Raw genomic sequence first — 13,350 nt, 5'->3', positions numbered from 1 at the left:
GCAATCCGCCTGTACGTACCATTCATATACGGTCCGTTATGTTTCAACATGAAACTTTTGTATTGCTCATCTTCATTTTTTATGTTATTGTTTCATTATGGAACATTACAATATCACCATATCGAATCAAATACGGGTTCTCGCAATTGCACCTTATGATGGAATGGCCGGGCTGATCGAAAAGGAGGCGAAAAAATTTCCCGAACTGACGCTGGACGTCGTTACCGGCAATCTGGAAGAAGGCGTTCAAATTGCTCAGGCAAACCATCCGGCAAACTATGACTTGATCATTTCCCGCGGCGGCACGGCCGAGCTGCTCCGGGAAAAGGTCGCCATTCCTGTTGTTGAAATTCCGGTCAGCTCCTTCGATATCTTGCAGGCGGTTCAGCTCAGCGTTCACACGCCTGGCAAACGCGCCGTGGTTGGTTTTTCCAACATTACCCACAGTGCGCGGATGATCAACGACCTGCTCAATCTCGGCCTTGATATTTATACCCTGGTTGAAAGCGGCGATATACAGCAGGTAATCCATGGGCTTCTCCAAAAAGATTACGCCACCGTCATCTGCGACGTTGTGGCCAGCCGCTTTGTCCACGAAGCAGGCCTGAATGCCATTTTGATCACGTCGACGGCCGACAGCATTGACGCAGCTCTGCAAAAAGCGGTCCAGACAGCCCATGACATGAATTTCCTGCGCCTGGAAAACCAGATTTTACATTCCCTATTGCGCGAACGCAGCAGCAAAACCGTCGTGTTCGATGAGCACAAGGATCTATATTTTAGCTCTCTTTCCCCGGAGGACGACCATGATATTTTACCGATTCTGAAAGTCCTGATTCCAGAGGTCCATGAGGGGACTGCAAAACATATATGGAAGTCGCTCAAAGGCTCTCTGTACTCTATTCAAGCCTCTCGTTTTATGGTAGAGGAGCGGGAATATACCGCCTATTTTTTTACGTGCAGCCGCGCCTCCCATGGTTCCCGCAACGCAGGCATCACCTTTTATACCTGCAAGGAAGCTGCAAAAATATTTCAGGAAAGTTTCTACCATTTAGCGGAAAAAATCAAACCTCTTGTCCATACCATTGATGCCTATAACCAAACCAACCTGCCTGTTTTGATCACCGGTGAATACGGAACAGGACGCACTTCCGTCGCGAACTACCTTTACATCCACAGCCCCTATCGAACAAAACCGCTGGTTGAAATCGACTGCAAGATGCTCAAGAATAAATCCATCTATTTTCTGCTCCACTCCCAGAAATCTCCGCTGTATTTCACGGGAAATACCATCCATATCAAAAATATGGATGGCTGCAGTGAACAGCTTATGGGCGATTTTCTGGATCTCCTGACCCACATTCGCGTCTGTGCAAACAACCATGTTATTTTCTCCGGAGACACAAAAGGAGTTGTTTTTCAGTCATCCATCCGCTCTATCAAGGATCAGTTCCAGTGCTGCCAAATGGAGCTTTCCCCACTGCGGGATGTCCGGGAACAGATTCCTGCGATTGCCAGCCTATATCTGAATTATCTGAATACCAAATTGCCCCACAACGTATTCCGCTTTGACCGCAAAGCGCTCGATCTCCTCCAGGAATATGCTTGGCCCGGCAATTATGTACAATTTCAGAGAATACTCACCCAAGCCGCCATGGATACGGACGATCATATGATTCACGAAAAAGAGATACGAAAGCTTCTTTCCATGGAGGAGTCCCTTGAGTTTTCGGATATACCTCCGAACATGTCCTTTCCTCTCAAACGGACATTATTTGAGATGGAACGGGATATCGTCCGGCAGGTTCTCCATGAAAACAATGGGAACCAGACTGCGGCCGCCAAGCAGCTTGGCATCGGCCGTACTACGCTGTGGAGAATGTTAAAATCAGAATAAAAATCAGAAAAAGCACCGCGGCCTTTGCCTTACCCGGTGCTTTTTCTCTTGACTGCTGTGATTCAGTCCAATTTTTTTCTATCCTTCCATCAGGAACGCAGCTCGATTCCCAAATCCTTCAGAGCGCCCAGGATCTTGTTCATCACCTCGCCGACTTCCTTATCTTCCAGAGTACGGTCTTTGGCACGGAAGGTCACGCTGTAGGCCACAGACTTATACCCCTCCTGAATCTGGGAGCCCTCATAGATGTCAAACAAATGGTAGCTCTCCAAAAGTTTTCCACCCTTTTTCTCAATAATCTCCTCGATCTTCCCGACGATGATATCCTGTTTCATCACCATACTGATGTCACGGGTCACGGCAGGGAATTTGGCGATCCCATCGTATTTCCGGTCAAAGGTTGCCATCGGAATCACGGCAGGCATATCGATCACTGCTACATAGGTTCTCTCACCGATTCCATAATTGTCCGCAGCCTGGGGATGAAGCTCTCCCATGTATCCTACAACCGTATCCTGATAAGAAATTTCCGCCTGACGCCCCGGATGAAGGAAAGGTTTCCCAGCCTCCGGATTATAAGAAAGCTTGCCGTGCATGCCAATCTTATCAAAGAATTCTTCCACCACGCCCTTCATGGTAAAGAAATCTCCGTCTCCATAAAATCCCAGAGTAAACTGCATCCGCTCTTCCGGAAGTTCCGTCAGGGGCAGGGACTTGGGCAAATAAATATTCGCCAGCTCATACAGGCGCACGTCTTTGTTTCTCCGGTTATAGTTGGTCGCCAAAGAGGTCAGCATACCATTTAACGGCAGCGTCCGCATAATACTGAAATCCTCGCCCAGAGGGTTCAGAATGGTAACCGTCTGGCGCAGCGGGGAATCCTCCGGCAGCATCAGCTTATCAAAAACCTTCGGGCTCTCGAACGAATACGTCATTCCCTGGCTAAAACCGCAGTACTCCGCCACGTCTCTGGCCACTTCCTCAATCCGAAGCTTAAAGGAAAGCTTTCCGGTTGTGGCTTCGCCGCGGGGCAGAGTGGTCGGAATCTTATCATAGCCGTAGAACCGGGCCACTTCTTCCGCCAGATCCGCCTCACATTCCAAATCCTGACGGAACGACGGAACGATAACTTCCTCTGTGATCTCATCGTAAGCAAGATCAATTTTCTCAAAATATTTCAGCATTTCCTCTTTGGAAATCTGCGTTCCCAAAAATTCATTAGCCCAATCTGGCCGGAAAGCGATACGCTTCGGCCCCAAAGCCGTCGTATACACATCTACCAACCCGCCGACCACTTCGCCGCATCCCAGTTCCTCAATCAGCTGGCAGGCTCGGTTGATGGCTGCTTCCGCATTATTGGGGTCCAGGCCCTTCTCAAACTTCCCGGATGCCTCTGTCCGAAGTCCCAGCCGCTTGGCGGACAGGCGGATATTGGTTCCGTCAAAACACGCCGCTTCAAACAACATGGTCTGCACGTCGTCGGTGATCTTCGAGTTTTCACCGCCCATGATGCCAGCAAGGCCGACTGCCTTCTCGCCGTCGCAGATCGTCAGAATATCCTTATCCAGTTTTCGAATCTGGCCGTCCAATGTCTGGAATTCCTGGCCGTCCTCCGCGCGTTTCACCACGATCTTATGGCCCGCTACCTGGTCCAGATCATAGGCGTGCATGGGCTGGCCGTACTCTTCCATCACATAGTTGGTGATGTCCACAATGTTATTGATGGGGCGGATACCGCTGGCAGCCAAACGGCGCTGCATCCACTCCGGCGACGGCCCCAATTTAATATTCTTCACGACTCGTGCGCAGTAGCGCGGGCAGAGATTTCCATCTTTTACTTCCACTTTGATGTAATCGTTTACATCTTCGCGGTTTCCCACTTCCCGAACCTCCGGGGGCACAAATTCCTTGCGGAAGGTGGCAGCCGCTTCCCTGGCAATGCCCAGCACGCTGTAGCAATCCACCCGGTTCGAAGTAATCTCATATTCAAATACCGTATCGTTTAACCCTAAAATTTCCACCGCGTCCGCGCCGACTTCCGCGTCTTGCGGCAGGATGTAAATCCCCTCTTCCGGAGCGTCGGGGTACATATCCCGGGAAGATCCCAGCTCCTCGATGGAACAAAGCATACCGTAGGACATCACGCCCCGCAGCTTGCCGCTTTTAATCTTGATACCTTCTTCCGGCATGGGGCCGCCGTCATGGCCTCCGGCCACGCGCCCCCCGTCCTGTACCACCGGAACTTTATCGCCGGTCTTTACATTTTTAGCGCCGGTCACAATCTGCAAAATCTCGTTTCCAATATCTACCCGGCAGATAATCAGCTTATCCGCGTCGGGATGGGGCTCTATCGACGTGATCTCTCCAACTACGATTTTCTCCAGGTTCTTATCCAGCCTGGTATATCCTTCCACCTTGGTTCCGGTCAATGTCATGGCATCGGTATATTCCTGCGGCGTCGCATCCAAATCCGGAACATATGCTTTTATCCAAGAATATGCTGTATTCATCTCATTTCCTTTCTTTTCCAGAGGTTAGAACTGCTTTAAGAAACGGTCGTCGTTCTCATAGAGCAGTCTCATGTCGTCGATCTCATATTTTAACAGGGCAATTCTCTCAAGGCCAACGCCAAAGGCAAAACCGGAGTAAACGTCCGGGTCGATGCCGCTCATCCGCAGTACCTTCGGATGCACCATGCCGCAGCCCAAAATCTCAATCCAACCGGAGCCTTTGCACATCCGGCAGCCCTTGCCTCCGCACTTAAAGCAGGAAACGTCCACCTCTGCCGACGGTTCCGTAAACGGAAAATGGTGAGGGCGGAATTTTACGCGGGTTTCCGGCCCAAACAACTCCTGGGCAAATTGCTGTAAGGTTCCCTTTAAATCGGAAAACGTAATATTTTTATCGATTACCAGGCCCTCAATCTGATGGAAAGAAGGAGAATGGGTGGCGTCCACTTCATCGGAACGGAACACGCGTCCCGGCGCGATCACGCGGATCGGCGGTTTTTGCTGCTCCATCACCCGTACCTGTACCGGCGATGTCTGAGTCCGCAAAACAATATCCTTATTAATGTAGAAAGTATCCTGCTCATCCTTCGCCGGATGATTGGCCGGAATGTTCAGCGCTTCAAAGTTATAATAATCATACTCGACTTCAGGCCCTTCCACTACCTCATAGCCCATGCCGATAAAGATGCGCTCTACTTCTTCCAGGGCGATCGTATTGGGATGACGGTGGCCGACGCGGTTTCTTCTGGCCGGCAGCGTAACGTCGATTACTTCCGACTTTAACTGCAGCTCCCTCGCTTTGGCCGCCAGTTCCGCTTTCTTTGCCTCCAGCTTTCCTTCCAATTCGGCGCGCGCCTCATTTACCATCTGTCCTACCTTGGGGCGGTCTTCCGGGGCTACGTCTTTCATGCTCTTTAAAAGCTCGGTCAGCTGTCCCTTTTTCCCCAAGTATGCGACGCGGATCTCATTGAGGGCGTCCATGGTGCCAAGGCCCTCCATCTTTGCCAGCGCGTCCTGCCGGATCTTTTCCAATTTTTCCTTCATGACTTCCTCCTTTAGAATTTTCGGCCGGCAGCTCCCGTCCGAAAAGAATGATAAAAGTATTTTGCAACAAAGAATTCCGCTTAGCGAAATTTCCTATAGAATAAAAAAACCTCCATCCCAAAAGGGACGAGGTCATCGCGGTACCACCCTAATTCCTGCTTCCACAGGCTCTCTCGCTGCGTAACGTGCAGATACGTCGTCCCCTAATATTCGTTCAGGGACGCGGCTCCGGCGGGAAATTCGCTCTTGGAAAGGAACCTGGGAAAACTTTCAGCCGGTGATTCTCCCTCTCTGCCGGAAATTCCAATGCTACTGTACGCCTTCTATGCCTTTTTCTGTGATGAAAGAAAGGAACGTGCGTGAGAAGATTCGAACTCCCGACCTTCTGATCCGTAGTCAGACGCTCTATCCAGCTGAGCTACACGCACATTAGATACGTTTCCCGTATCTGAGTGTAGATTCTACAATACTTTTTCTGGAAAGTCAAGGGCTTCGTGAAAAAAGTATAAAAAACGAGAAAAACTCCCCGTTGAAAAATCCCGTTGATCGTGATACGATGGATGGAAACAAAATGGAAAGGAGGGTGTATATGAAAAAGTGGCAAAAACAACTGATGGAAATATCAAAAAAAGTCAGCGGAGATCAGATTCCGGTCTACGGCGCTCAGGCATCCTTCTTCATTGTAGTCTCGGTCATCCCCTTTGCCATGGCCTTGGTTTCTCTGGTCCAATTTTTTATCCCGGCCAATAAAGGCGAAGCGCTGTCGTATCTCCTAAACCTGCTTCCAACTTCTCTGAACCAACAAGTGCAGGCAACGGTAGATGAGCTGTTTACAAATTCTGCCCCTTCGATTGTCTCGATCTCCTTGCTGGTAGCCGTTTGGAGCGCCTCCAAAGGGGTGTTAGCTTTGGAACGCTGCCTTCATGTGATTTATCAGGTTACAGAAAATCAAAATTTCATCCTGCGCCGTCTGCGCGCCGTACTCTACACCCTGCTTTTCCTCGTGGTACTTGTCATGGCTCAGGGTCTTTTGGTGTTCGGTAATTCTATTCAGGCAGCGGCCAGCGCGCACTTTCCCGCCCTCAATAAGATGGCGCCGCTGATTTTCGGGCTGCGCTCCCTGGTCTCCACCTCGGTCTTTGTGGCAGGATTTACCGGACTTTATATGATTCTTTCCGGAGCAAAACGTCATTTCCTCCAGGTACTGCCAGGCGTACTTTTTTCAACCGCCGGATGGACCATATTTTCGCTGGGATACGCCTACTACATCACCAACTTTTCCAACTATACCTATATTTACGGCAGTCTGGGAGCGATCATCTTAATGATGCTCTGGTTATATTTCTGTATTCTTATTTTGCTCGCCGGCGCCGAGCTGAACGTTTTTTTGGAATCTCATGTTCCGGATCAAAACTCTCATCTTCCCTCAGTTCGGGAGCCGGAAGATGGATCGAAAATGTGATTTCATGTCCTTCGCTGGTCACTCGGATCGTGCCTCCGTGCAAATCCACGATTTCCTTGGCGATGGCAAGGCCCAGACCAGCCCCTCCATTTCTCGTCCCACGGGAACTATCCGCCCGATAAAACTTTTCAAACAGCAAAGAAAGCTTTTCCGGCGGGATGGGATCGCCCTGATTGCGCACGATCACCCGGATTCCCCCCGGTTCCCGCGCCGCCTCCATACACAGGCAGGTATTCTCATATCCATATCCCACCGCGTTTCTCAGCAAATTATCAAATACACGCGCCAGCTTATCGGAATCCGCATCTAGCTTTAATCCTGCCTCGATATCCATGACCGCAGTCATACCCTTCTCCGCTAAGACCGGATAAAATTCATCGGCAATCTGATAAAGCATCATCGTCAGATCCACCCTTTTTTTCTCCAACACCATTCCTTGAGTATTAAACCGGGTAATCTCAAAAAATTCATTGATCAGCTGTTCCAGCCGATACGCCTTATCCACGGAAATATCAATATATTTTGCCCGCTGTTCTTCCGGAAGCGCCGGATTTTCCTGAAGCAGAGAAAGATAGCCGATCACCGAGGTCAACGGTGTTTTTAGGTCATGGGCCAGATAGGCCAGCAAATCATTTTTTTGCTGCTCCGCCTCCCTTGCCTCCTGCTCTCTCTTTTGCAGTTGTTCCCGCAACCGGACCAACGCCATCTCCACTTCCTTCAAGTCTGCCGGAAATGCCTGAATCGCCACGCCTTCGTCCACCAACGCGGTCAGGGAATGAATCACCAACTCCAAATACCGCAAATTCCGCCGGGCCGTCCGGACACAGATCACCAAAGCTCCCGCCAGATACACAATGGAAAAGAGAAGTTCTTTTTTCCCCCGCAGCAGCTCCATGGTTTTTTGGCCCAGTTGCTTTTGTACCCAAATCGAAATCACGCCTCGGTAAAAGAGATAATAGCAGGCCATCACAAGGAGCATAAACAAGGTATAGATCAACAGATTCCGTAAAATCCTACTGAGGGCCCGGCGCTTGACTAACCGAAAATCTCCCTTTTTACTTTTCAATTTTGTACCCTACTCCCCAAACGGTCTTAATGTATTTTGGATTTCTGGGGCGTTCCCCCAATTTTTCCCGAAGACGCCGGATGTGTACCATGACCGTATTGTTGCAGTCCAGGTACTCTTCTCCCCAGACAGTCTCAAACAACTGCTCCGAAGAAACCACTCTTCCATCATTTTCGCAAAGGGTCCATAAAATCTTAAATTCAATGGGAGTTAAAGCCACTGGCTTTCCGTAAAGCGTACACTCATGGCGTTCATTGTCGATGACAAGCCCACCGATCTCATACATGTCCCGCGCTTCCTCCTGGGAAATGTCGTTATAACTCTTATAGCGCCGGAGCTGCGCCTTTACCCGCGCAATCACCTCCAATGGATTAAACGGCTTTGTGATATAGTCGTCCGCCCCAATGGTCAGCCCCCGAATTTTATCGACATCCTCAATCTTTGCGGTCAGCATAATAATCGGATAGTTAAACTTGTCCCGGATCGTACGGCACAGAGAAAACCCATCGATATCCGGCAGCATCACATCCAAAATCGCCAAATCCAAACGCTGCTCTTCAATTACTTTCAACGCGCTTTTTCCGTCGTAACATTTATGAATGGTAAATCCCTCATTCATCAAATACAGATCGATCAGGTCTGCGATTTCCTTCTCATCATCCACAACCAAAATATGATCGCTCATTTTTCGCTCTCCTATGCGTTTCCGCATCCGTCTCACCTCCACGGATAGGATACGCCGTTATTGTATCAAACTTGTAAACATACTCTTATCAGTATCCTTATCTTATCATATTTTCCTTTATAATACTACCTCCATTCCTCGATTGCTTTTCATAACATTCCCTTTTCCATTCATCCATTATCATTTGCCCTAAAGGACTTGCGCTGCATCGCAGTGCGATCCATCGCGGAGCACTTTTCTTCAATAGGAAATTTCATTGAAATTTCCTATTGAAGAAAAAATACCCTGCGAAAGTTTTTGCTTTCGCAGGGTATCACCTGTTCCTGATATCGCCGTCAATCTCTCTTCTTTATATATTTTCGTTCTGAATCGCAGACATCACCGACGGCACTACCTGCTTTTTCCGGGACACAACGCCCGGCAGGTACATGCTTTCCTGAGGCGCCTGATGGAACGCTCCGGCCGCCACCTCCGCGGCGCCCTCGCCCTGACAAAGCAGCAGGGTGCTTTCCTCCATGATGTTGGTCAGCATGAAAAACACCATATCCACGGTCTTCTCTTTCAATACCTTGCTCATATAAGGCAGTAAACGTCCCTGAAGCTCTTCCATTTCTTTCCTGGACATCATATTGACCTGACCAATCCCCAGGGTACGATCTCCCACATTAAATTTCTTGTAATCCTGATAGAAAATCTCTTCCGCTGTCCGGCTGGCAAAATTGCTTCCCGCCGCAAACATGGCCTGCGCGTGCTCTTCCACAGAAATCCCGGCAATCTTCGCCAGTTCCTCCGCCGCCTGCCGGTCCATCGGCGTACAGGTGGGAGAACGGTATACCAGAGTGTCGGAAAGAATCGCCGAACACAAAAGGCCGGCAATCCCAGGCTCGACCTCGATCTGATTTTCCTGATACATCTGATACACGATGGTCGCCGTGCATCCCAAGGGCTGATTTCGGAAAAAGACCGGATTGATGGTTTCCAGACTTCCCAGCCGGTGATGGTCAATAATTTCCAAAATGTCGGCGTCCTCAATACCGTCTACGGCCTGAGAGCGCTCATTGTGATCCACAAGGATCACCTGCTTTTTCTTTGCGCCCAACAGCTTTCGCCGGGAGATCATGCCAAGCAGCCGCATTTCGTTGTCAACCACTGGAAAATCCCGGTGGCGGTATTTGGTCATCGTGTCTTTTACATCGTCAATAAAGTCATTGGGATGGAAGGTAATCAGGTTTTCCTTCTTCATATAAAAATCAATGGGGATACTCTGGTTGATCAATCGAGCCACGGTAAAAGTGTCGTAAGGAGTCTCAATGATCGCACAGTTTTGCTCACCGGCTAACTTTGTGATGGTCCGGGACACTTTCGAGCCGCCGGTCACGATCACACAGGCCGCGTTCATCTCAATGGCGCAAAACTGAGATTCGTAGCGGTTTCCCGTGATCACAATATCGCCCGGCTCGATAAATTCTTCCATCGTATCCGGATTCGCCGCGGCAATTAAGACTTTCCCCTCGGCCAGCACGTTGTTCTTATCTCCCACAATCAGTTCGCCGCCCAAGGTTTCCACCAGGTTCTTGTAAGAAGTTCCCGCCTGGGAAACCACTTTACTGTCATACATGCCCATATAGGACTCCGCAATATCGCCCTCGGTGATAATCCCGGTCAGAAAGCCCTCCTCATTCACAATCGGCAGAGTCACTACGCTCATATCTGCCATCCATTCCCAGGCTTTCTTCAATGACAGGCAGCTAAGAACCCGTTTAAAACGGCGGATATCCATGTCCTTGACCTGACGCCGGACGTCGCTGATAAAATAAGGCTGCGGAAAGCCAAACCGCTGAAGCACATACTGGGTTTCCAGGTTCAGCTGACCGGCCCGTTTCGGGTAATGGGGAACTCCAGTCAGCTTTTCCTTTAGATTTGCATAAGCGATTGCAGAACAGATGGAATCGGTATCCGGATTCATATGTCCGACCACATAAACCGGCCGCACCTTTTCCGTTGTTTCTTCCGTAATTACAGCAGAACGTTCTTTTTTCACGCCGGTATCCTCCTTCTGGCCATCCTCTGGCTCTTCACAAAATCATTTTCTTTTATGAGGCGGCATACAAATGCACATCCCATCTGTTGTCATCGCTCAACTCTTTTCTCTACACTTTACAGCAGGTGGCTGCGCAGCTCTTCTCCGGATAAAGGAGACAGATACGCCGGCGCAATATCAAACACCGTTTTCGCACCGGTCTGACCTTCGCCTCTCAGACGGGCGGCCGCTCTGGCGTAAGCAATCAGGACGCTGGCCGTAAATTCCGGGTTGGAACCAAGTTTCAGGGAATATTCGATCATCTGATGTGTCCCTTCGCCGGTCACGCCGCTGCGCATCACGAAACCGCCGTGAGGCATCTGATTATGTTCCTTTAAGAACTCCTCTTCTTCCATAAAGGTAACCGTCGTGTCATAGTCCGAGAAATAATTCGGCATGGTCACGATGGCTTTCCTGATCGCTTCTTTGTCCGCGCCCTCTTCCGCTACCACATAGCATTCCCGCAAATGCTTTTCTCTAGTAGAAAGCTCCGGATTTTTTCCTGCGCGCACCGCGTCCATCGCCGCCTCAACCGGCACTGTATACTGAATCGCACGCTTTACGCCTGGAACCCGACGAATCGCATCGGAATGCCCCTGGCTGACGCCGCGTCCCCAAAACGTGTAGGTTCCGCCTTCTGTCAGAATCGATTCCGCATACAGACGGTTCAGGGAAAACATGCCAGGGTCCCATCCGACAGAAATCACGCCCAGGGTACCGGCCGCCTTGCACGCGGCATCCACCGCGGCGAAATGCTCCGGAATTCTTGCATGGGTATCAAAACTATCGATCACAGAAAACCACTGGGCAAGCTGCGGCGTCTGCTCCGGCAGATCCGTCGCACTGCCTCCGCAAAGAATCATCACGTCCACGTCCTCTTTATGAGCCGCGGCGTCTCCAAGAGCATATACCTTCGCTCCTGCCGTTACCGGCTTTACATCCGCCGGATTCCGACGGGTAAAAATACCGGCCAGCTCCATATCGCTGTTTTTCTGAATCGCCAACTCTACGCCGCGTCCCAGGTTTCCATAACCTGCGATGCCAATACGAATCTTTTTCATTATCCTATCCTCCTTTGGCAGTGTCTCTACCATTTTCTTCTGTGCCATATTGTAACCGATTCGATTTAAAATTTCCACCCCTAATTTTATTAAATTTTCCTTTTCTTTTATTTCAAAAAGTAAGCGACCTCTTGCTTTTCTCTCGTATTTGATGACCCTTCCTTCTTTCGTTCTCTTTTGTGATACACTTTTGTTTAGAAAAAACGAGCTGGAGGCTAAATCTTCATGAAAATCATAGACGCCCATATTCATTTTTCTACAAACTCTCCGCACTTTGATCAGATTGCCGTTGCCGCGGGATACGAAAATACAACGCAAGGACTTCAAAAAAACTTCGCGGACGCCGGCGTCTGTCATGGAATTGTGATGGGAAATCGGAGCCTTTATCCGGAAGATCATAAATATCCCGATTTTCTTCACTACTGCATCGGGCTGGACGGCAGCGTCCTCGCGACAGTCAATCCTAAAGAAGCGTTGGCTCTGGTGGAGGAAAATTTAAAAAGAGATTCCTGCGTTGGCATCAAATTGTACCCCGGCTATAGTCCTTATTATCTAAATGACCCTATGTACGCTCCCTTTTACCAATTGGCGGAACAATTTCAAAAGCCAGTCGCCGTCCATATGGGAGCAACCGCTACCAGCGGCGCGCGCCTCAAATACAGCCATCCTCTGACCATGGACGACGTAGCGGCGGCACATCCGAAAGTTTCCTTTGTTATGTGTCATCTGGGCAACCCTTGGATTGTCGACGCCGTTGCCGTCTTAGACAAAAACCCCAATGTCGCGGCTGATCTTTCCGGGATTCTGGAAGGAAAACAAGACATGGAGCGCTTTTTAAAAGAAAAGGAAGGATACCTTTCCCACATCCGGACTTGGCTCCAATACGCCGAAAGTTACGATCGCCTCCTGTACGGTACCGACTGGCCCCTAGCCAATGAAATCGATACCGTGGCATTCGCCAAAGCCATCATTCCTGAGAAATATTGGGAACAGGTATTTTATAAAAACGCGCGAAAAATTTATTCGCTGGGAGACTGCTGACATCCCCCGATAAAAGGGAACAAAAAGTAATTTGGTAAAAGGAAACAAAAAGTAATTCTCCTTGACATACAAAGCCTCTTAAGATATACTAATATTCGTCATGGAACAACAGTTTCCACAGAGTATCCATGCAAATATTTTCTCTGACCACCCACAGGGTTAAGGCCATACGGACAGCCGGGTCAACTGCCGATCGGCGGGTATTATCCGCCATTATTGATTGAGTTAAAAGCTCAATTTTATAAGTTGGTTACTTTACAACCGGTGCGTGCGCACACATCAACTTGTAAAACGGTCAATAAGAGTGGTAAAAGTAAGTATTTGCTATATAGACTCTAGTGAGAAGCTTATCCTTCGTTCCATCGCCCCTATCAACCGGTGATTTTCCATCGCCCGGCGCGGCAGCGCCGCCGTGGAGAGGAGTTGCTTCCTACAAATAGATTGATTCTTGCAAGCAGAGCGCCCGCGTTCTGCTTTTTTATTTCATAGGAAATTTCCTAATTC

General features: G+C 49.4%; 9 protein-coding genes, 1 tRNA gene and 1 other annotated feature. Of the genes, 3 read left to right on the top strand and 7 right to left on the bottom strand.

Translation table 11 applies throughout. The features are described 5' to 3' along the window. Positions 1 to 97: 97 nt before the first annotated feature. Entirely contained in the window at positions 98 to 1,897 is a 1,800-nt protein-coding gene (locus ACCC71_RS03950; protein WP_434311135.1) for a PrpR N-terminal domain-containing protein, read from the top strand. Between the two features lie 89 nt (positions 1,898 to 1,986). On the opposite strand, the gene pheT is transcribed toward ACCC71_RS03950, so the two are convergent. The 3 genes from pheT to ACCC71_RS03935 form a co-directional block, all read right to left on the bottom strand. Next, positions 1,987 to 4,407, bottom strand: coding sequence for a phenylalanine--tRNA ligase subunit beta (gene pheT, locus ACCC71_RS03945; protein WP_434311134.1), 2,421 nt, complete (start codon positions 4,405 to 4,407; stop codon positions 1,987 to 1,989). Positions 4,408 to 4,431: 24 nt separating this feature from the next. Continuing rightward, positions 4,432 to 5,451, bottom strand: a complete 1,020-nt coding sequence (gene pheS, locus ACCC71_RS03940; protein WP_434311133.1) for a phenylalanine--tRNA ligase subunit alpha — start codon at positions 5,449 to 5,451, stop codon at positions 4,432 to 4,434. 119 nt (positions 5,452 to 5,570) lie between these two features. After that, positions 5,571 to 5,786: a binding site (T-box leader), on the bottom strand. Between the two features lie 19 nt (positions 5,787 to 5,805). After that, positions 5,806 to 5,879 (bottom strand) — tRNA-Arg (locus tag ACCC71_RS03935). 161 nt (positions 5,880 to 6,040) lie between these two features. Here ACCC71_RS03935 and ACCC71_RS03930 point away from each other — a divergent pair. Next, a complete protein-coding gene (locus ACCC71_RS03930) occupies positions 6,041 to 6,913 on the top strand; it encodes a YihY/virulence factor BrkB family protein (protein ID WP_434311132.1) in 873 nt (290 codons plus the stop codon). Here the strand turns inward: ACCC71_RS03930 and ACCC71_RS03925 are convergent. The 4 genes from ACCC71_RS03925 to ACCC71_RS03910 all read right to left on the bottom strand — a co-directional run bounded on the left by ACCC71_RS03925 (position 6,804) and on the right by ACCC71_RS03910 (position 11,805). After that, the gene (locus ACCC71_RS03925; protein ID WP_434311131.1) at positions 6,804 to 7,979 is read right to left on the bottom strand and encodes a sensor histidine kinase; all 1,176 of its coding nucleotides are present in this window, start codon (positions 7,977 to 7,979) and stop codon (positions 6,804 to 6,806) included. The two genes, ACCC71_RS03930 and ACCC71_RS03925, sit on opposite strands and share 110 nt — an antisense overlap. After that, positions 7,969 to 8,664, bottom strand: coding sequence for a VanR-ABDEGLN family response regulator transcription factor (gene vanR, locus ACCC71_RS03920; RefSeq protein ID WP_434311130.1), 696 nt, complete (start codon positions 8,662 to 8,664; stop codon positions 7,969 to 7,971). The genes ACCC71_RS03925 and vanR overlap by 11 nt, the downstream gene beginning before the upstream one ends. Before the next feature lie 349 nt (positions 8,665 to 9,013). After that, positions 9,014 to 10,630, bottom strand: coding sequence for a putative manganese-dependent inorganic diphosphatase (locus ACCC71_RS03915; RefSeq protein ID WP_434311801.1), 1,617 nt, complete (start codon positions 10,628 to 10,630; stop codon positions 9,014 to 9,016). A gap of 191 nt (positions 10,631 to 10,821) precedes the next feature. Next, positions 10,822 to 11,805, bottom strand: coding sequence for a diaminopimelate dehydrogenase (locus ACCC71_RS03910; RefSeq protein WP_434311129.1), 984 nt, complete (start codon positions 11,803 to 11,805; stop codon positions 10,822 to 10,824). 225 nt (positions 11,806 to 12,030) lie between these two features. On the opposite strand from ACCC71_RS03910, the gene ACCC71_RS03905 reads away from it, so the two are divergent. Further along, positions 12,031 to 12,846: an amidohydrolase family protein gene (locus tag ACCC71_RS03905; RefSeq protein WP_434311128.1), complete on the top strand. Its 816-nt coding sequence runs from the start codon at positions 12,031 to 12,033 to the stop codon at positions 12,844 to 12,846. Positions 12,847 to 13,350: the final 504 nt, after the last annotated feature.

The organism is Hominifimenecus sp. rT4P-3 (assembly GCF_051055405.1).
Taxonomy (GTDB): Bacteria; Bacillota; Clostridia; order Lachnospirales; family Lachnospiraceae; genus Pseudolachnospira.
Note: the sequence above shows the minus strand (reverse complement) of the source record. Positions and strands in the feature narration are given on the sequence as shown.

What these genes read in the sequence shown, in the direction of transcription:
- pheT (WP_434311134.1), bottom strand. Translation starts at nt 4,407, where the DNA reads ATGAATACAGCATATTCTTGGATAAAAGCATATGTTCCGGATTTGGAT.
- ACCC71_RS03950 (WP_434311135.1), top strand. Translation starts at nt 98, where the DNA reads ATGGAACATTACAATATCACCATATCGAATCAAATACGGGTTCTCGCA.
- ACCC71_RS03915 (WP_434311801.1), bottom strand. Translation starts at nt 10,630, where the DNA reads ATGAATCCGGATACCGATTCCATCTGTTCTGCAATCGCTTATGCAAAT.
- vanR (WP_434311130.1), bottom strand. Translation starts at nt 8,664, where the DNA reads ATGAGCGATCATATTTTGGTTGTGGATGATGAGAAGGAAATCGCAGAC.
- pheS (WP_434311133.1), bottom strand. Translation starts at nt 5,451, where the DNA reads ATGAAGGAAAAATTGGAAAAGATCCGGCAGGACGCGCTGGCAAAGATG.
- ACCC71_RS03905 (WP_434311128.1), top strand. Translation starts at nt 12,031, where the DNA reads ATGAAAATCATAGACGCCCATATTCATTTTTCTACAAACTCTCCGCAC.
- ACCC71_RS03910 (WP_434311129.1), bottom strand. Translation starts at nt 11,805, where the DNA reads ATGAAAAAGATTCGTATTGGCATCGCAGGTTATGGAAACCTGGGACGC.
- ACCC71_RS03930 (WP_434311132.1), top strand. Translation starts at nt 6,041, where the DNA reads ATGAAAAAGTGGCAAAAACAACTGATGGAAATATCAAAAAAAGTCAGC.